Source organism: Massilia norwichensis, from assembly GCF_024753245.1.
Taxonomy (GTDB): domain Bacteria; phylum Pseudomonadota; class Gammaproteobacteria; order Burkholderiales; family Burkholderiaceae_D; genus Telluria; species Telluria norwichensis.
In genome coordinates this window covers 51,867-71,309 of the sequence record NZ_JANUGX010000003.1, presented here as the reverse complement: position 1 = coordinate 71,309, position 19,443 = coordinate 51,867, and the positions used below count along the sequence as shown (strand labels likewise).

Genomic DNA, 19,443 nt, shown 5'->3' with positions numbered 1-19,443 from the left:
GCTTTGACATCTGTCCGTAGACCGCCCTTGTGCTCGTTCGCCGCACTCGCTATAGCGATTCATCAGACATTTCACACGTCGACACATCAAAAGCGTGATCTAGTCAAAGGGAATCCCTAGACCAACATGTCGATCATGAACAGCAGAATGAACCCAAGGAAGAACATCGCCGTTTGAACCGGCGTTTCGGGCGCTTCATGCGCCTCCACCAGCAACTCCTCGGTGACCAGGTAAAGCAAGGCAGCTACACCAAACGCAAGCAGGGCATCGACATAGACCGGGCTGACCGAAGCCAAAGCCGCCGCTCCTACACCGGCCCCAGCCAGGAGAATGATACCGAGCAGTGCCGCAGTGCCGGCTACCCTCGGCGAAGACCGCCCAGCTCCGCGCAAGGACGTCCCGCACGACACGCCAAGAAAGAGCAATTCCAGCACCAGGCCGACTGTCAACAGCAGCCCCTGCTTCTCTCCCGCCGCAAATGACAAGCCGATCAGGGCGCCGTCGAGGGCAACGTCGACGCCCATGGCGGTGAGCAGTCCACGGGTGCTGCGTCCTTCCGTCTCGTCCGTGTTCCGGTCGCCGAACCATTTCAGTAACAGCATGAACGCGACACCGAGCGTGAAGCCGATGAAGGTTGGCCAGGGCAGGTGCCGGTGCATCAGGTCCGGCAGCAACTCGACCGCAAGGACGCTGAACACGGTTCCCGCCGCGAAGTGCTGGACCGCGCTGCGCAATCCGGCACCTGGTTGCCGTATGAGCGAGATGAGGGCGCCCACCAGAACGGCGATCGCCGGCATTGCCGCGTAAGTGAAAACCTTCGAAAGCGTGGCCGTCATGTCGGCGCTTTCGACGATTCGACCTGACGGGCGCCGGCAGTACGCTCCGCATCGGCACGCGCATGCGACGCATCCTCTTCGCCGGCAGGCCGTGAAGTGGCGCCTGGATAGGCCAGCAGGCGCAACGCATTGATCACCACCAGCAGGGTTGAGCCTTCATGGAACAGGACCGCGGTGCCGATATTCAGGCCGAAGATCGTCGCCGGGATCAGCACGGCCACCATGCCCAGGCTGACCCACAGGTTCTGCTTGATCACGCGGCGGGTGCTGCGCGACAGGCCTACGGCGAACGGAAGCTGGCTGAGGTCGTCGCTCATCAGCGCGACGTCCGCCGCTTCGAGCGCGACATCCGAGCCGGCCGCGCCCATTGCGATCCCGACGGTCGCGTTGGCCATCGCGGGCGCATCGTTGACGCCGTCGCCGACCATGGCGACCTTGCCGTGGCGTTCGCGCAATGCCTTGATGGTCTCGACCTTTTGCTCGGGCATCAGATCGCCCTTGGCCTCGGTCAGGCCGACCGTGCGCGCCACCGCATCGGCGACCTGCTGGTTGTCACCGGAGATCATCACCAGGCGCTCGATGCCGAGCTCGCGCAGCTGCGCCATCACGCCTGGCGCAGCCGGACGCGGCGTATCCATCACGCCGATCACCCCAAGGAAGCGCTCGCCCTTGCGCACGACCATCGTGGTCCTGCCGGACTGGACAAGCTTGTCGTTGGCGGCGGCCAGTTCGGGCGGCATTTGCGTGCCTTTCAGCTCGCTGAACAGCACGGGTTTCGCAATGTAGACTGTTTCGCCGTCGACTGATGCCTGGACGCCCCGGCCAATGACGCCGCGTACGTCATCGGCACGGACGGTTTCCCCATTCCCACCCAGGCGTTCGCGCCCGCCGCCCACGAGCGCGGACGCCAGCGGATGGTCGCTGTGCGATTCGACCGCCACGACCACGGACAGCAGTTCGGCCTCGTTCACGCCGGAGGCCGTCACCACGTCGGTCAGCTTCGGACGACCCTCGGTCAGGGTGCCGGTCTTGTCGAAGGCAATCGAGTTCAGGCTGCCGAGGTTTTCCAGCGGACCGCCGCCCTTCACGAGCACGCCGCTGCGGCCGGCACGGGCTACGCCGGACAGCACTGCGCTCGGCACCGAGATCGCCAGCGCACACGGGCTGGCAGCCACCAGCACCGCCATCGCCCGGTAGAAGCTGGCGGAGAACGGTTCGTCGACGACCAGGAAGGCGAGCATCAACAAGGCCACCAGGGCGAGGACGACCGGAACGAAGATGCGCTCGAATTTGTCGGTGAACTGCTGGGTCGGAGAACGTTGGGCTTCGGCTTCCGCCACCATCTGCACGACCCGGGCCATGGTCGATTGCGAAGCCAGGCGCGCCACCATCACTTCCATCGCGCCGGTGCCGTTGATGGTGCCGGCGAAGACCCGGCTGGAAGCGGGAACGCGCTCGAACGCGGCAATCGCGGCCTTGCCGTCCTGGACTGGCGCCTTGTCGACCGGCACGCTTTCGCCGGTCACCGGCGCTTGGTTCACGCTGGACGTGCCTTTGACCACCACGCCATCGGCCGGCAGCCGTTCATTCGGCTTGACCAGGACGACGTCGCCGGGCTGGAGGGTTTCGACCGGGACTTCCTCGGTAGCGTCGCCGCGCTTGACCAGTGCTGTTTCTGGGGCCAGCTTGGCGAGGGCTTCAATCGCGCGCCGGGCGCGGCCCATCGCGAAGTGTTCCAGCGAATGCCCGAGGCTGAACAGGAACAGCAGCAGGCCGCCCTCGGCCCAGTTGCCCAGCGCCGCGGCGCCGGCAGCGGCGACCAGCATCAGGGTGTCGATCTCGAAGCGGCGCGCGAGAAGGTTTTCGATGGCTTCCTTGGCGGTGAAGTAGCCGCCGAACAGGTAGGCACCGACATACAAGGCGGTGGGGAGCCAGTCGGGGCCGGCTGCGCTGCGCTCGACCAGCCAGCCGGCCAGCACGCACACGCCTGCCAGCACCGCGAAAATCAGTTCTGCGTGTTCGCCGAAGATGCCACCGTGGGCATGTTCGTGGCCTGCATGCTCGTCTTTGCCGCCATGGGCGTGCTCATGGTCGTGTTCGAGTTCGTGTTCGGGCTCTTTGCCGTGCGCGGGTTCGCCGTTGGGCACCAGTTCTGCGCCGAGTTCGCGCACCAGGCCGTCCAGCTTTTCGCGCGATATGCCGGCGCGCTCATATTCGATCCGGATCCGGCCCGAGGCCGATACCTCCGCTTCGAGCACTCCCGGGACCTGGCGCAGCCGCTCCGAAAACAACCGCGCATTGCGGGCATGCAAGGGAGCCGGCGCACAGCCGAGGTAGTGTCCGAACTGCCTGGTGATTTGTGCGCCGGCGGCGTTGACCAGTTCGCGCAGCCGCGTCACGCTGATCACGGCGGGATCGTAGTGCAGGCACAGCAAGGGCGCACCAGCCTCGGGCGTCTTCATATGGACACGTTCGACGCCGGGCCGGCCGTTCAGCAGACCGATGAGCCGGCCGATGCATGGGTCGTTCGGGTCGTCGACTTCAGGTAGGATCAGCGGCAATTCCAGCCGCACGCGTTCCGGCTTTTCCATTTGTTCACCTATGTCTCGACGCGGCCAGTATGGGAGTGCCATCGCGCCTTGTCCGTGCAGCATCGCACCTACAGGCGTTTGACCGTGCTCGCCTGTCGAGCGCGCAGAGGCGAGGCTGTCAGGGTGGCGTGCTATACTTTTCGAATCATGGCCCGTCGCTTCCTGTACGTCTTTCTTGCAATGATTGCGTTCCAGCTCAGCTGGAACATGCTGTCGGCGTATTGCACGCATGAGACGGGCCGCGCGGCGATGCATTTCGGACATCACGAGCACCACTCGACCGCGAATGAATTGGCGGTCGCCGTCAAAGACAAGCAGGGACCAACAAAGAAACTGGTGCACGATGCGCATTGCTGCGCCGGCGCCCACATGTCGCTTGTCGCACCCGACTTGCTAGAGTCGACCATCATCGCCAAGAGTCCGGAGAGGCTTGCGTCCGAGCCGGTTCTTGCGCCAGATTCCGCCTTCCTCACACCTCCAGAACGCCCCCAGTGGACCGGCCGCGCCTGATACCGCGGCTGCCCCAGGCTACGACTTTTCTAACGCGTAAGCCTCGAACCGTTATCGGTTCGTGCTGGGCTGCCGCGGACTATTTCCACTAATAGTCTTCGGAGTTCATTCATGCAATCCAGGCACTTCGTGCTGGGAGCGACGGTATTGCTGCTGCATACCGCGTTCCCGGCTGCCCATGCTAGCGGGCAGCCAACACCCTCATCCATGCCAGGCGCGGACCTGGTCCAGCCGGGCACGTCTGCCCAGCCCCTGACGCTTGACCAGGCCATCGAACTGGCATTGGCCGCCAACCCGGCATTGCGCTCGGCCACGCGCTCGGTCGGCATCGCCGACGGCGCCGTCCTGCAGGCAGGCACGCGCCCGAATCCCGAGCTGTCGCTCCTGACGGAAGGGACCGACCGGAATACGCGGACCGAAACGGCCCAGGTCAGCCAGGTGATCGAACTGGGCGGCAAGCGGTCCGCGCGGATCGCCGCCGCCGAGCAGGAGCGCAAGCTCGCGCTCGACGATGTAGACGTGAAGCGTGCGGACCTGCGTGCCGACGTGATCACGGCCTACATGGAAGCGCTGACGGCGCAGGAGCGGGTCGTCCTGGCCCAGGCGTCCGTCGACCTGGCGCACAAATCCACCGACGTCACCGGCCGCCGCGTAACGGCCGGGAAGCTCTCGCCCGTCGAGCTCACCCGTGCCAACGTCGCCGAAGCCTCGGCCGCACTCGAACTGATACAGGCGAACGCCGACCTGGCGCTCGCCAAACGCCGGCTGGCCTCGCTGTGGTCAAGCACGCGGCCACTCGATCGTTCCTTGCAAACACCCGATGCCGCCTTCGCCCGATTGCCGGCATGGGAAGACCTGGCGGGAGGCCTGGAAGGGGCGCCACAACTGCGCCGGGCACAGTCGACGGTCAGCGGGCGCGACGCCCAGGTCGCGCTCGAACGTGCGCAGCGGATACCGGACGTGACCGTAACGCTGGGTGCCCAGCGTGAACGCGATCCCGGTCGCAGCCGGGCCGTGGTCGGCTTGTCCGTGCCGCTTCCGCTCTTCAATCGCAACCAGGGCAACCTGCTTGCCGCGCTGCGCCGCGCCGACCAGGCACGCGACGACCTCGAGGTCGAGCGCCTGCGCCTGACCCAGGCCCTGGCCGATGCTTATCAGCGCGCCGAGGTGGCGACGCAACAGATGACGGCCTTGCACGACCGGGTCCTGCCGGCCGCCCAGAGCGCATATGAGGCCGCGGTCACCGGCTTCGAGCTGGGCAAGTTCGGCTTCACCGACGTGCTCGACGCCCAGCGCACCCTGTTCCAGACCAGGACACAGTACCTGCGCGCGCTCGCCGACCAATACCGTTCGATCGCGGATATCCACCGCTACATCCCGGGGAAATTTCAATGAAGTCCATCAGTCAAAACAAATCCTGCAAAGCTGTGGCGGCGATCGTCGCGGTCGGCCTGGTGCTTGCCGCAGCCATCCTCTTCTGGAAGAAGGAACCGAACCAGCCAGCCGGGGAACAGGAACACGCGGCTGCGCCGAGCGAAAAAGCTGAATCGCACGGCAGCGAGGAGGGCCTTGTCCGCCTCTCCGCGCAGCAGATCCAGCAGGCGGGTATCACGACCGCCATAGCCGGGGAAGCAACGATCGTAACCTCGGTCCAGCTCCCGGGCGAAGTCCGCTTCAACGAGGACCGGACCGCGCATATCGTGCCCCGACTGCCAGGTGTCGCCGAGTCGGTTTCCGCCAACCTCGGCCAGATAGTGAAAAAGGGGCAGGTTCTCGCCGTGATTGCCAGTCCGGAGCTTGCCGAGCTGCGCAGCTCACTGGGCGCAGCCAGGACGAAAGAAGACCTCGCCCGGGTGACCTACGAGCGTGAAAGAAAGCTCTGGCAGGACAAAATCTCTGCCGAGCAGGACTACCTGCAGGCCCGCCAAGCCTGGGAAGAAGCGAAGATCGCGACGCGCACTGCGCAGTCCAAGCTCACCGCCCTGGGCGTCACGCCCGGCAGCGGTCAACTGAACCGTTATGAACTGCGCGCCCCGTTCGACGGCATCATCGTAGAAAAGCACATCAGCCTGGGCGAAGCCGTCAAGGAAGATGCGAACGTCTTCCTCCTGTCGGACCTGTCGCGCGTCTGGGTCGACGTCGTCGTCACCCCCAAGGACCTGGGCATCGTCCGCGTCGGCGAAACCGCCACCGTGAAGGCGGCAGCCGCCGACCTGAGCGCCACCGGCAAGGTCAGCTACGTCGGCGCCCTGGTTGGCGAGCAGACGCGCTCGGCGACCGCACGTGTCGAACTCGTGAATCCCTCGCTGGCGTGGCGTCCGGGCCTGTTCGTGAATGTATCGCTGGTACAGGGATCGAAGCATGCTGCGGTGGCCGTCGAGAGCGATGCCCTGCAGACCGTCGACGAAAAGCCGGTGGTCTTCGTCAAGGTGCCGGAAGGGTTCAAGGCCCAGCCCGTTACCGTCGGGGCCAACGACGCCCGTCATGTCGAGATCCTGCAGGGATTGCGCGTCGGCGCGGTCTATGCGAGCGGCGGCAGCTTTGTCCTCAAGGCCGAGCAGGGCAAGGGCAGCGCCGAGCATGAAGATTGAGGAGCATGACCATGTTTGAACGCATCATCCGCTTTGCCATCGGCCACCGATGGATCGTCATGCTCGCCGTGTTCGCGATGGCGGCCATCGGCGTCTACAATTACCAGCGCCTGCCGATCGACGCCGTCCCGGACATCACCAACGTCCAGGTCCAGATCAACACTTCCGCCGAAGGCTATTCGCCGCTCGAGGTGGAGCAGCGCGTGACCTACCCGATCGAAACGGTCATGGCCGGCCTGCCGGGCCTGGAGCAGACCCGTTCGCTGTCGCGCTACGGCCTGTCGCAGGTCACCGTCATCTTCAAGGACGGCACCGACATCTATTTTGCCCGCCAGCTGGTCAACCAGCGCATCCAGGAAGCCCGGCAAAACCTGCCCGAGGGCGTGACGCCGGCCATGGGGCCGATCTCGACCGGCCTGGGCGAAATCTACCTGTGGACCGTCGAGAGCGAACCGGGCGCGAAGAAGGCGGATGGCACGCCGTACACGCCTGCCGACCTGCGCGAGGTCCAGGACTGGGTCATCAAGCCGCAGCTGCGGCTGGTAGCAGGCGTCACCGAGATCAACTCCATCGGCGGCTTTGCGAAGGAGTATCACGTCACCCCCGATCCGGCCAGGCTCAGTTCCTACGGCCTGACCCTGGGAGCGGTCGTCGACGCCATCGAACGCAACAACGGCAACGTCGGTGCCGGCTATGTCGAGCGCCGCGGCGAACAATTCCTCATCCGGGCGCCTGGCCAGGTCCGGTCGCTGGACGATGTTCGCAACACCATCGTCAGCAATGTGCGCGGCGTGCCCATCCGCGTGCGCGACGTCGCCACGGTCGGCCTCGGCCGGGAGCTCCGTACCGGTGCGGCGACCGAGAACGGCAAGGAAGTCGTGCTCGGCACCGTGTTCATGCTGATCGGCGAAAACAGCCGGGTGGTAGCGCGGGCCGTGTCCGACAAGATGGTGGAGATCAACAAGACCCTGCCTGCGGGCGTCAAGGCGGTCCCCGTCTACGACCGCACCGTGTTGGTCGACAAGGCGATCGCCACGGTGAAGAAGAACCTGCTGGAGGGCGCGGCACTGGTCATCGTGATCCTGTTCCTCTTCCTCGGGAACATCCGTGCCGCCATCATCACGGCGCTGGTCATTCCGCTGTCGATGCTGTTCACATTCTCCGGCATGGTGTCGTACAAGATCAGCGCCAACCTGATGAGCCTTGGCGCCCTCGACTTCGGCATCATCATCGACGGCGCGGTCGTGATCGTAGAGAACTGCGTGCGCCGCCTGGCGCATGCGCAGGAACACCACAAGCGGGAGCTGACCTTGCAGGAGCGCTTCCATGAGGTGTTCGAAGCCGCCCGGGAGGCGCGGCGCCCGCTGCTGTTCGGCCAGTTGATCATCATGGTCGTGTACCTGCCGATCTTCGCGCTCGCAGGCGTGGAAGGGAAGATGTTCCACCCGATGGCCTTCTCGGTCGTGCTCGCCCTGCTTGGGGCGATGATCCTGTCGATGACCTTCGTGCCTGCGGCGGTCGCGCTGTTCATCGGGAAGCGCGTTGCCGAGAAGGAAAACAGGTTGATGAACCTGGCGAAGCGCGCGTACGCACCGATGCTGGCCAGGGTACTCGGCAATGCGCCGGTCGTGCTGGCATCGAGCATCGTCCTCGTCGTCCTGTCTGCCCTGCTGGCCACGCGCCTCGGCAGCGAATTCATCCCGAGCCTGAATGAGGGCGACATCGCCATCCAGGCACTGCGCATTCCTGCCACTAGCCTGACGGAGTCGGTGGCGATGCAAAAGAAGATCGAGAGCGGCCTGAAGGCGAAATTTCCGGAAATCGAGCGCGTGTTCGCCCGCACTGGTACGGCCGAGGTGGCGTCGGACCCGATGCCTCAGAATATCTCCGACGGCTACATCATGCTCAAGCCCGAGTCTGCCTGGCCACCGCTGAAGAAGAGCCACGCGGAGCTGGTCGCAGCGATCCAGAAGGAGGCCGAGAAATACCCCGGTAACGCCTACGAGTTCTCGCAGCCGATCCAGCTGCGCTTCAATGAGCTGATCTCGGGCGTGCGCAGCGACGTGGCCGTCAAGGTCTATGGCGACGACATGGACGTGCTGGCGAAGACCGGCCAGGACATCGCCGCCGTGCTGGAAAAAATCCCGGGCGCTTCCGAGGTCAAGGTCGAGCAGACGGGCGGGCTGCCGATGCTGTCGGTGGACATCGACCGCGAGAAAACCGCACGTTACGGCCTGAACATCGCGGACGTGCAGGAGGCGCTGGCCACGGCCACGGGCGGGCGCGAAGCCGGCACCATGTTCGAGGGCGACCGCCGCTTCCCGATCGTCGTTCGGCTGCCGGAAGAACTCCGGAGCGACATCGATGCGCTGCGGCGCCTGCCGATCCCGCTTCCGGCTGGCGAGAACGGCGCCGCATCGTATGTGCCGCTGGGCGAAGTGGCCGAGTTGTCGTTCGCGCCTGGCCCCAACCAGGTCAGCCGCGAGAACGGCAAGCGCCGCATCGTGGTGAGCGCCAATGTGCGGGGACGCGACGTCGGCAGCTTCGTGCCCGAAGCGGAAGCGGCGATCGCTCGCTCCGTCAAGATCCCGGCCGGCTACTGGACAAGCTGGGGCGGCACTTTCGAGCAGCTGCAGTCGGCGACGCAGCGCTTGAAGACGGTCGTGCCGTTGGCATTGTTCCTCGTGCTGACCCTGCTGTTTGTCATGTTCGGCAACCTCAAGGATGGACTGCTGGTGTTCACCGGTATTCCGTTCGCGCTGACCGGGGGTATCGTGGCGCTGTCGCTACGCGGAATCCCCTTGTCGATCACGGCCGCGGTCGGGTTCATCGCCTTGTCCGGGGTCGCGGTGCTGAACGGCCTGGTGATGATCTCCTTCATCCGCTCCCTGCGCGAGAACGGCATGCCGCTGGATCAAGCCATCGTCCAGGGAGCCTTGACCCGTCTGCGTCCGGTCCTGATGACGGCCTTGGTGGCCTCGCTCGGCTTCGTGCCGATGGCGCTCGCCACCGGAACCGGCGCGGAGGTGCAGCGGCCGCTCGCGACCGTCGTGATCGGCGGCATCCTGTCCTCGACGGCGCTGACCTTGCTGGTGCTGCCCCTGTTGTATCGGCTGGTCCATCGCAGGGATGCCGAAGAGGTGAACGCCGGCGCGCGGGCCGTGACGGCGCATTAAATTGAAAGGACCGACGATATGGAAAGCGAGGCGAGTAATTTACCTTCGGATGTGCTATGGACTATTTTGGCGACTTCCGTGGCCAGCCTTGTGCTGCTGTTCGCCGGTCTTTATTTTGCCAGGAAGATTAAGCCCCGGCAGCAAAGAAAGGGGAAGGGCAAGGCGCCGGCAGGCAGGCCTGCCGGTCGTGCGAAGGCCAAGCCCAAGGACCGGCCTCCCGGTCTCAAGAACAGATAAACCAAGGAAAGAAGCGTTTAATGATCTGGAAAACAGGCTTATTGTTTATCGCAACCGCTATTGCCGAAATCGTCGGGTGTTTTCTGCCTTATTTGTGGCTGCGTAAGAGCGGGCCGGTATGGCTGCTGTTGCCGGCCGCGGCAAGCCTGGCCCTCTTTGTGTGGCTGCTGACCTTGCATCCCGCGGCCAGCGGCCGGGTGTATGCGGCCTACGGCGGTGTCTACGTCGCCACGGCCCTGGTCTGGTTGCGGGTGGTCGATGGCATCAAGCTGTCGACCCTGGACTGGACCGGCGCGGCGATCGCACTGTGCGGGATGGCCGTCATCGCTTCCGGTTGGTCCAGGGGCTGAGGCCGGTTTCACTGTGCTCGGAATTTCAGCGCTTCAAGACGCGGACCTGCGCCAATTGCCTGCAAATGGTCGCGGTTTCGTCTTTAATTCTCATTCGGCTCCGCTGGCGGCTCGCCATTGTTCAAATTGGTTGCCCGTACCGCCACAGACGCCGCATCGAACGAGACCGTCACGCATAGCCCATGACCCGATGGATTGTCGTGGAGCCCAACGGCAGCCCCGTGAGCCGCTGCAATGCTGGCGACAATCGCCAGGCCCAGTCCACTGCCCCATTCTTCATGGCCGCCGCCACGGTAAAAGCGGCCAAATACACGCGTGCGTTCGTGCGCCGGAATTCCTGGGCCATTATCCCGTACCCGCAGGCAAACGAGATCGTGGTCGTGATCGATGGTGACGTCAACCCACCCGCCCGGCTGGGTATATCGCAGTGCATTGTCGACCAGATTCCCGAGGAGGGTGCGCATGTCGTCCGCGTGCCCATCGATGACTGCCCGGATGGCGGTCGCCGGAATGCCCAGGTCGATTCCTTTGGTGCTGGCAGCGACGTAGCGATCCGCCACGCATGACTGCGCCAACTCGAGCAGATCGACCTTTCCCATTGGCCGATTGCGCGGCATGCTTTCGTGCCGCGCGGCGACCAGCAATTGCTGCACAAGGTGAATGGCGCGCTCCAGCCGGTCATGCAGCTTTTCGAACGCTGCTTTGCGCTGGGCGCTGCCTTCAGCCCGTTCGGCCAACTGCATTTGCAGCTTGAGCGCGGTCAGCGGCGAGCGCAGTTCGTGGGCGGCGTCGGCGACAAAGGCGCGCTGGCTATTGAGCGCATGTTCTAGCCGCCGCAACAGGTCATTCAGCGCCGACACGACCGGTATCAGCTCCGGCGGATGGCCTTCGCTGGGCAGCGCCTGCAAGGCATTGGGGGAGCGCCCGGCCACAAGCGAGGCCAGTCGCCGGAGTGGCGACAGCGCACGGCCCACGACCACCCACATCAGCAACGCCAGCACCGGGATCATGATCAGGAAAGGCGACAGCGAACGCAGCGCCACACCGGCGGCAAGTTCCTCGCGAGCGGAAATGGCCTGCGCCGCCTGCACCCTGTCGTTCCCGCGACGCGCCAGATACACGCGCCAATGCTCGCCCTGAACCGCAATGTCGCCATAGCCGGGTGCCGGTGCGGCAGGAAGGGGACGCGGTGTCGACGCATAGACCAGACGGCCTGCCGGGTCCCATACCTGGATGGCGACCACCTCCTCGGGGTCGCCGTGCATTGTCGCCGCGGCAACGCTGGTACCGCGTATCGGTACCGTGATCGCGAGCGTCCGCAGCTCGTAATCGAACAGTTCGTTGGCTTCTTCCAGCAGTTTCCGGTACATGCATGCGCCGGCCAGCAGCGTGCACAGCAGGGTAACGCCGAGTAAGCCCAACAATAACTGGCGACGCAGTGTCATGATCCGGACATCTCCACAAGGTACCCGACGCCGCGCACGTTCCGGATGAAGTCGGCGCCGAGTTTCTTGCGCAGTCGGTGCACGTAGACGTCGATGGTATTGCTCTCCACGCCGTCATTCCACCCGTACAATTTCTGCTCGAGTTGAGCGCGCGACAGCACGCGGCCTGGCGGGTCCAACAGCGCCGCCAACACCGTGAATTCTCGTGCGGACAACGGGAGCGGCGCGTCATCTTTGAAAGCGGCGCGCGTCGCCATGCGCAGTGTGACGCCGCGGTGCACGATGTCGGGTTGTGCGCGTCCAATCCCTCGTCGCCCCAACGCACGCACGCGGGCGAACAGCTCCTCCAGATCGAAGGGCTTGACCAGGTAATCGTCTGCGCCGGTATCCAGGCCCTGGACGCGCTCGGCCGTACTGTCGCGTGCGGTAATGATGAGTACCCCCACCTTGCCTCCGCAGCCTCGGTAACTGCGCAATACCTCGAGCCCGCTGCGCTTTGGAAGCCCCAGGTCCAACAGGATGACGTCGTGCACATCCGTCATCAGGGCGATTTGCGCAGCTTCGCCGTCACGCACCCAGTCGACGGCAAAACCTTCGCCGCGCAGGCCCTCGACGATGCTGTCTCCGATCATCGGATCGTCTTCGATCAAGAGCACGTTCATCTTATCCTCCGGTATGGACCGTGGTGCCGTCTTCAGGGGCTAACGACCAACATATTGAAATGGTGATCGTCGCCGACCGGCAAGTAGACGCGGTGATTGCTGCTGTCGAGAGCCAATGTGCGTGCTCCCTTTCGTGTCGCGACCGTGGCGGCGACGTCATAATGATCGGCATCGCGCTGGTGAACGATGCTCAGGCTCCCCTCACCATTCGAGGAGAAGATGGTGCCCGTGCCCGGGTCGAACGCCGCGGCGTCCGGATGTGCGCCAATCGCCACCCGCGCCACGGCATGGCCGTCCGTGCTGTCGGTCACGGCCATCACGCGGTTGGCGCATACCGAAAACAGGCGGCGATGGGCGGCATCGAGCGCCAGGCCGGACGGCCCTTCGCAGCCGGCCAGCGGCCAGTGCGCCAGCACTCGGTTCGCGTGCTCGTCGATCTCGACGATTTCGGACTTGTCCTCAAGATTCACGAAGATGTGCCCGACACCGTCACCGGCCGCGAATTCGGGACCGCCGCCCATCGGAATTCGCGCCAGAAAATGCATGTTGGGGGCATCGAATACGCTCACGTCAGCGCTCTTGCCGTTAAAGGTGTATAGCTTGTGCGTCTCCGGCGCATACAGGATGGCATCCGGATTAGTGCCTCCAACGGGCACCTCTTTCTTCACTTGCAGCGTGTCGAGGTCGAACACGGTAACGGTGTTGGACCGGCCGTTGCTCGTGAACCCAAGCTTCAGGTCTTGTGCGAATGCGACGCCATGTACGCCGTTCGTGCCCGGAATATTGCCGATCGTATGTCCGCTGTCGGAGTCGAGCACTTGTACCCAAAGGCCGCGCGTGACATACAGCCGGTGGCGGAGTTGATCGACGGCCGCGTAGTCCCATCGGCTGGGAACACCGATATTCCATTGTTGTCGAACGGCATAGCTATGGATCGGGGTTGCTCCATCGGACGCGGTTGCGTGACCTGCCAGAATGATACCGAGAGCAATGGCCAGCAGCGGCGTTGTCAGCGCGAGCAGATTTGGACGAAACATGGATTTCCTTTCATGGACAGACAATGGAGCGATCGATTCAGACTACGTGACCTTCAGGCCCGGCTGACGGTGCCGGCTTGGGCGGTTCTTTGCGGTCGCGCATCACGTGAAACACGGCGGGCATGAACAGCAGGACCAGCGGCAGCTGTACGACCAGGCCGGCGATGATGGCGATGGCGAGCGGCTGCTGCATCTCCGATCCCTGTCCCAGCGCGAACGCCAGCGGCAACAAGGTCAGGATCGCGGCCAGCGTGGTCATCATGATCGGCCGCATTCGATTCATGCCCGCCTGCAGTAAGGCCTGCTCGCGCGGCAGCGTGGGCGCCAGGTCCTGCTGCTCGGAGTAATAGAAGATCGCCACCTCGGTCACCATCCCGATGATCATCGTCATGCCCATCATCGCTGAGATATTCAGTTCGATCTTCGTGATCCACAGGCCGATGAACACGGCGGTGACCGCCAGCAGCGCAGTGACCAGGATCGACAGCGCGACGCGGAAGCTCTCGTACATGAACAACAGCAGCAGGAACACCAGAGCCGCGGCCGCCCCGAACACGGCGATCAGACCATGGAAGGCGATCTGCTGCTGCGCGTACAAACCACCAAGCTCGTAGTAGCCGCCCGGCGGCAGCAGCTTGGACTGATCCATCATCTGCTTGACGTCGGAGATCACCGATCCGAGGTCGCGTCCGCTGATGCGCGCGGTGACCGCGATCATTCGCTTCAGGTCTTGACGCGTGATCTGGGCCTGGCCGCTGATCGGCAGCAGCACTGCGACGCGGTCGAGCGGGAACACATGACCGTCAGGCGCCACGATGCGCATGTGACGCAGGTCGGTGTCCGTATTGCGCAGCGATTTCGGCGACCAAACGCGCACGCCGACCATTTTAAGGCCTGTCGCAACCTTGGTTGTCACCGTGCCGCTCAGCATGCCGTCGACGTAGCGTGTGATCGTATCGGCATCCATCCCTTCCAGCGCCGCCTTGGCCGGGTCGATATGAATCTCGAGGGCGTCACCGGCTGGATTGATGCCGTCCTTGACGTCGACCACGCCATTGATCTTGCCCAGCCTTGCCGCGACCTGGCGAGCCGCATTCGCAAGCTGGTCAGGCTGGTCGCCGAAAATCTTGATTTCGACCGGCTGCGGCACCGCGGTCAGGTCACCGATCAGGTCTTCCATCAGCTGCGCCATCTCGACTTCGATGCCGGGGACCGTATGTTCGATCTTGCCGCGGATTTCGTTCATGACCTCGTCTACCGGACGTCGTCCACTCGGTTTCAGGCGAACGAAGAAGTCACCTTCATTGGCTTCATTGATCCCGCCGCCCAATCCAGCACCTGTCCGGCGCGAGTAGTTGGCGACTTCCGGCGTGGCGCGGATGATCCCCTCGACCTGGCGCAGCACCCGGTCGGTCTCCGAGAGCGAAGTGCCGGGTGCGGTTCGGTAGTCGAGCACGAAGCCGCCTTCGTCCATCGCCGGCATGAAGCCGCTGCCGACCGCTTGGTAGGCGAGGAAGCCGGCCACCAGCAAGGGAGCGATTCCTAGTACCAGCAGCCAAGGGCGCGCCAACAAGGCGTTCAACAGGCGCTGGTAGTGGCGATGCAGCCACTTCACGAGGCGCGAATCCGGGTGTGGTTCCGCGTCCTTGGCTTTGAGGAAGCGGTCGGCCAGCAGCGGCACGGCAAGCCAGGCAATCAGGAAGGAGATGAACAGTGCAGCCGCCATCGTCAGCGACAGCGCCTTGAAGAACGCCCCCGTCACGCCGGACAGGAAGGCCAGCGGGACGAAGATCACCAGGGTCGCCGTGCTCGATCCAGCCAGCGGGCGCAGAAACTCGTCGGCGGCGTCCATCACGCGCCCGCGCACGTCACCCGCACCGCCCTGAAGGCGCCGAATGATGTGCTCGATCATCACGATCGCATCGTCGATGATCAGGCCCACCGCGGCTGCCATGCCGCCCAGCGTCATGATGTTGAAACTCATGCCCAGCACAGTCAGCAGCACGACGGTACTGGCGAGCACGGCCGGCACGACGACGATCGCGATCAGGGTCACCTTCAGGTTACGCAGGAACAGCAACAGCACCAGTGCCGACAGGGCGACGCCGATCAGCACCGCGTCGCGCACGCTGCCGGCGGACGCCGTCACCAGTTCGCTCTGGTCGTACCAGCTGGCCAGGCGCACGCCGCGTGGCAACTGCTTGAAGTCGGCCAGCTTGGCCTTGACATCGGTCGCGATCTGCACGCTGTTGCTGCCCGGCTGCTGGTACACCGAGAACAGCACCGCGTCATGGCCGTCGGCCGTCACCTTGGTCCACTGCGGCGTGGTCGATTGTTCGATGGTGGCGGCGTCGGTCAGCGGGACCAGCGCGTTCGAAGGCGTGCGCAACACGGTCTGGCGCAATTGCTGCAGGGAGGCGAATTGTGAATTCGAGACGGCCAGGTACAGCTTGTAGTGGTCTTCGAGCCGGCCCACCGCCGTGATGGTGTTCTGCGCCGCGAGCGTGTGTGCGACGTCGTCCAGTGTCAGGCCAACTGCGGACAGGCGTGCGGGATCCACCGTGACCCTGTATTCCTCGATGGCGCCACCTTGCACCTGGATGCGCGCGACGCCTGGGACGCTCGACAACAAAGGCCTCAGCTGGTATTGCGCGAGGTCGTATAGCTGCGTCGGCGAGAGGTTGCTGGATACGATGCTGTAGGCAATGATCGGAAACACGGTCGGGTCCATGCGTCGCGTTACGATTTGCACTCCGGCTGGCAGGCTGCCCTGGATCTGCGCGATGGCGGAATCGATCTGCAGCGTCGACGCCACCATGTCCAGGCCCCAGCCGAAGTTGATCGACACCTCGGCAGCCCCGCGGCTGGTGGTCGAGCGCACCGTCTGCACGCCCGGCACGCGGCGTACCGCTTCCTCGACCGGACGGGTCACCAGCATTTCCATCTGCTCGGCCGGCTGGTCGCCGGCGTCGATTGACACGACCACGCGAGGAAAGGCGACCGTCGGAAACAGCGAGACCGGCAAGCGGAATGCAGACACCGCCCCGGCCAGGGCGATCATGGCGAGCAAGAACAGAATCGAGCGGCGGTGGGTACGGGTCCAGTTCGACAGCGTCATTGCGCCCCCTCGCGCACCGCCATGCCATCGCTCAGCTCGTAATTGCCCTGCACAACCACGGGCAGTTGGCCATTGAGCCCGCCATCGACACCGTAAGTCTGGCCATTTTCGTTCACCTTGGTCACATCGACCCGGTGCGCCTTGCCGGCCTGGACCTGAAACAGGTAGTCGCCCCGGTCGTCGTTCAGCACCGACTGCCGTGGCACTGCCCAAGCGTCGTGGACGCCGAGTTGGATCGAGGCCTGGACGCGCGTACCGGCCACCAATTCGAGGTCCCCGGCGGCGGACAGCTCGACAATTGCGGGAACCATCAGCGACTTCGCATCGACGACCTTGCCGACTGTGGCGATCGTCGCCTCGAACGGTTTGGCGCCGTTCAGTACCGGCGTGATCGTCACCGGCATGCCCGCGCGTACCTGGGTGCTGCGAGCCGGCTCCAATCCAAGCAGCACGCGCAGCCGCCCGGTGCGGCCGAGTTGCACCACGGTCGTGCCGGCCACGATGCGGTCGCCCTGCGCCACCGCCAGCGATGTCACGACGCCATCGTACGGCGCACGCAGCTCGGCGCCGGCGCTGGCGCCGCCCAGCCGGGCCTGGGCGGCCAATGCGGCCTGGGCGTCCTCGAGCTGCTTGCGCGCGGCGTCGACCTGCGACCGGGTCGCCAACTGCAGGCTGAACAATTCCTGCTGCCTTTTCAGCTCGCGCTGAGCGAAACCGACGGCGTTCGCCGCCTGGGCATAGGCGCTGACGGCGTTCGGATCGCTGGCCAGGCGGGCGAGCAGATCGCCGCGCCGCACCTGCTGCCCCGCGACGACGGCGAGCGTGGTCACTTGTCCCGCCTGCGGGAAGCTGAGCGAATCGGGCTTGCCGGTCGCGACCTCGCCGAAGGCCTCCATCGTCTGCGCCAGGGACTGCTGCTGCACTGGCTGGGTCACGACCAGCGCGTTGACATTGTCCGCAGCGGGCGTGTCATCTGGCTGAGTAGAAGCGTGTGAGGTGTACCACCAATAGCCAAGACCGGCGGCGATCGCCACGCCGGCGAGCGCAATATAAAGTCGATTATGTTTCATCGTGATGACGGAGTTGAAGCGGTCTGCGGATGGGTTGCGATGGTCGGTTCGACGCCGAGCAGTGTCTGCAGCGCGACGTTCTGCTCGGCGATATGCTGCTCGAGCGTGATCTGTTCGACTTTCTTGGCGAGCAGCGCCGCGCGCGCGTTCGCATAGGCCAGCGCGTCTACCATGCCGGCCCGGTAGGCGACGCTCGCATGCGTGAGCGCTGTGTCGAGCTGCGCCACGGCGGCATGTACGCGGCCCAGCTGCGCCTCGTCCATGTCGCGCTGGGCGAGCAGCGCCGCGATCTCGCCACGGCTGGCCTGCACACGTTGCCGGTACTCGTCGTACAGCCGCTGGCGCGTCGCCTGTTCGATCGCGATATTGCCGCGATTGCGGTTCAGGAAGGGCAGCGAAAGGGTCACGCCCAGCGCGTTGCCGTAAATGTTGCCGGAGTCTCGCGCGCGCGTGATACCGACGTTCAGTGCCGGGAACTGGGCCAGCACCGCGCCGCGATAGCGTAGGTCCTGGGATTGGTAGCCGGCTTCGAGGGCCAGCAGGTCTGGACGCCGACGACCAAGGTCGGCCAGCGCGTCGGCCGGCCTGACGGTGGCGGGAAACGCGCCGCCGATGTCCTGCAACGGCACCGCGGCGCTTGCCTGCAGTCCTAGCAGGATATTCAAGTCCTTTGCGTTCTGCCCGGCCTGGCGCCGGGCATCGTACAGTTGCCGGTCGATGTCCTGCAAGGCGGCCAGCGCCGGCAGCACCACATCGCTGGCCACCAGGCCCTGCGCCTGTGCCTGCTGCGTTCGACGGACGCGGTCGGCGAACAGCCGGCGGTTCTCGTCCAGTACCTTGATCAGGCGGCGGCCATGGACCAGTTTTGTGAACAGCAAACGCGCCTGCGACACGACCTGCCATTCCTGCCACAGCAGAGTCAGCGAAACCTTGTGCTCGTCGGTACGCGACGCGCGTACGCCAGCCAGATGCTGGATCAGAGGATTGATGTCGTAGCTCAGGCCCGCACTGAATGCCTTGGACGCATCGGGTCCAGTATTACTGTTCGAGAAATCATGGCTGAGCGCCAGCTGTGGATCGGGCAGCAAGCCCGCCGCGAAGGACTGCGCGTGTGCAATGGCGAGATCGTCGCGGGCGAGGCGCAGGTCCGGGTTGTTCGCAACCGCCAGCATCGCGACTTCGGTCTCGTCGAGGCCGTCCGACGGATCGAAGCGATGACGCGCGAGTTGCGGAAACGGCAGCGCGGCCGTGTCGACCCGAATATCGCCGGCATGGGCCGGAGGCTCGGGCACGGTACCGAGCGGGAGAGGTTTGTAGGCGGAGCAACCGGACAAGGCAAGCGCCAGGCAGACTGCGAGGTAAGGTTTTTGCATTGAGTGAAGGGCTCAAGTAGTTGAGTCGGAGCATACATCAGGCAAAATGAACGCATCATTAATGCGCGGCACAAAATGCGGCCTTCGAGGTTGGATTTCCGTTATCTCGATCATGCTCATCTCGCATTACCGGCAGCTGGTGCATCACGAAGGCCGCCCGTGGAACATCGAAACGGCGACCCCGGACGCATCGCAACGGCTGGCGCCGATCCTGATGACGGCGTTGGTCACGGGGCTCGGCCTGTTGCCGCTGGCGATAGACACCGGCGAACCGGGCAACGAAGTCGAAGGGCTGATGGCCGTGGTCATCCTCGGTGGACTGTTCACCTCGACATTACTGAACCTCCTTGTGCTTCCTGCGCTGGCGTCGCGGTTCTGACGGTTCGGCAAAATATCGGCGCACGATGCCTACTGCTGAAGCCAAGACCGCTTTGCGCGAGGGCCGGC

Annotated in this window: 13 protein-coding genes and 1 pseudogene; 6 read left to right on the top strand and 8 right to left on the bottom strand. The window is 64.6% G+C overall.

The window, feature by feature from the left end; translation table 11 throughout:
• Positions 1-116 precede the first annotated feature (116 nt).
• Positions 117-836 (bottom strand): ZIP family metal transporter, encoded by a 720-nt coding sequence (locus NX782_RS03590; RefSeq protein ID WP_258844097.1) that lies wholly within the window; start codon positions 834-836, stop codon positions 117-119.
• Positions 833-3,427, bottom strand: coding sequence for a heavy metal translocating P-type ATPase (locus NX782_RS03585; RefSeq protein ID WP_258844096.1), 2,595 nt, complete (start codon positions 3,425-3,427; stop codon positions 833-835). Before NX782_RS03585 ends, NX782_RS03590 begins: the two co-directional genes overlap by 4 nt.
• Positions 3,428-3,574: 147 nt before the next feature.
• On the opposite strand from NX782_RS03585, the gene NX782_RS03580 reads away from it, so the two are divergent.
• The 5 genes from NX782_RS03580 (at position 3,575) to NX782_RS03560 (ending at position 10,291) form a co-directional block, all read left to right on the top strand.
• A complete protein-coding gene (locus NX782_RS03580) occupies positions 3,575-3,937 on the top strand; it encodes a hypothetical protein (RefSeq protein WP_258844095.1) in 363 nt (120 codons plus the stop codon).
• A gap of 111 nt (positions 3,938-4,048) precedes the next feature.
• The gene (locus NX782_RS03575; RefSeq protein ID WP_258844094.1) at positions 4,049-5,332 is read left to right on the top strand and encodes a TolC family protein; all 1,284 of its coding nucleotides are present in this window, start codon (positions 4,049-4,051) and stop codon (positions 5,330-5,332) included.
• Positions 5,329-6,528, top strand: a complete 1,200-nt coding sequence (locus NX782_RS03570; RefSeq protein WP_258844093.1) for an efflux RND transporter periplasmic adaptor subunit — start codon at positions 5,329-5,331, stop codon at positions 6,526-6,528. The genes NX782_RS03575 and NX782_RS03570 overlap by 4 nt, the downstream gene beginning before the upstream one ends.
• A gap of 11 nt (positions 6,529-6,539) precedes the next feature.
• Positions 6,540-9,704: a CusA/CzcA family heavy metal efflux RND transporter gene (locus NX782_RS03565; RefSeq protein WP_258844092.1), complete on the top strand. Its 3,165-nt coding sequence runs from the start codon at positions 6,540-6,542 to the stop codon at positions 9,702-9,704.
• Positions 9,705-9,961: 257 nt separating this feature from the next.
• On the top strand, positions 9,962-10,291 hold the full coding sequence (locus tag NX782_RS03560; protein ID WP_308632805.1) for a YnfA family protein: 330 nt from the start codon (positions 9,962-9,964) through the stop codon (positions 10,289-10,291).
• 83 nt (positions 10,292-10,374) lie between these two features.
• Here NX782_RS03560 and NX782_RS03555 read toward each other — a convergent pair whose 3' ends face one another.
• From NX782_RS03555 to NX782_RS03530, 6 genes are read right to left on the bottom strand one after another with little or no spacing between them, the layout of a single operon-like run.
• Positions 10,375-11,736 carry an ATP-binding protein gene (locus tag NX782_RS03555; RefSeq protein ID WP_258844091.1) on the bottom strand — a complete coding sequence of 454 codons (1,362 nt, stop codon included), beginning with the start codon at positions 11,734-11,736 and terminating at the stop codon, positions 10,375-10,377.
• Entirely contained in the window at positions 11,733-12,398 is a 666-nt protein-coding gene (locus NX782_RS03550) for a response regulator transcription factor (RefSeq protein WP_258844090.1), read from the bottom strand. The genes NX782_RS03555 and NX782_RS03550 overlap by 4 nt, the downstream gene beginning before the upstream one ends.
• 32 nt (positions 12,399-12,430) lie before the next feature.
• Positions 12,431-13,435: a YncE family protein gene (locus NX782_RS03545; RefSeq protein WP_258844089.1), complete on the bottom strand. Its 1,005-nt coding sequence runs from the start codon at positions 13,433-13,435 to the stop codon at positions 12,431-12,433.
• Between the two features lie 37 nt (positions 13,436-13,472).
• Positions 13,473-16,553 carry an efflux RND transporter permease subunit gene (locus NX782_RS03540; protein WP_258844088.1) on the bottom strand — a complete coding sequence of 1,027 codons (3,081 nt, stop codon included), beginning with the start codon at positions 16,551-16,553 and terminating at the stop codon, positions 13,473-13,475.
• Complete coding sequence (locus NX782_RS03535; RefSeq protein ID WP_258844087.1) at positions 16,550-17,623, bottom strand: efflux RND transporter periplasmic adaptor subunit; 1,074 nt, start codon at positions 17,621-17,623, stop codon at positions 16,550-16,552. The genes NX782_RS03540 and NX782_RS03535 overlap by 4 nt, the downstream gene beginning before the upstream one ends.
• Positions 17,620-18,996 (bottom strand): TolC family protein, encoded by a 1,377-nt coding sequence (locus tag NX782_RS03530; RefSeq protein WP_258844086.1) that lies wholly within the window; start codon positions 18,994-18,996, stop codon positions 17,620-17,622. The genes NX782_RS03535 and NX782_RS03530 overlap by 4 nt, the downstream gene beginning before the upstream one ends.
• 106 nt (positions 18,997-19,102) lie before the next feature.
• Here NX782_RS03530 and NX782_RS03525 point away from each other — a divergent pair.
• Positions 19,103-19,375 (top strand): annotated as a pseudogene (locus NX782_RS03525) (efflux RND transporter permease subunit); the annotation flags it as partial.
• Positions 19,376-19,443: the final 68 nt, after the last annotated feature.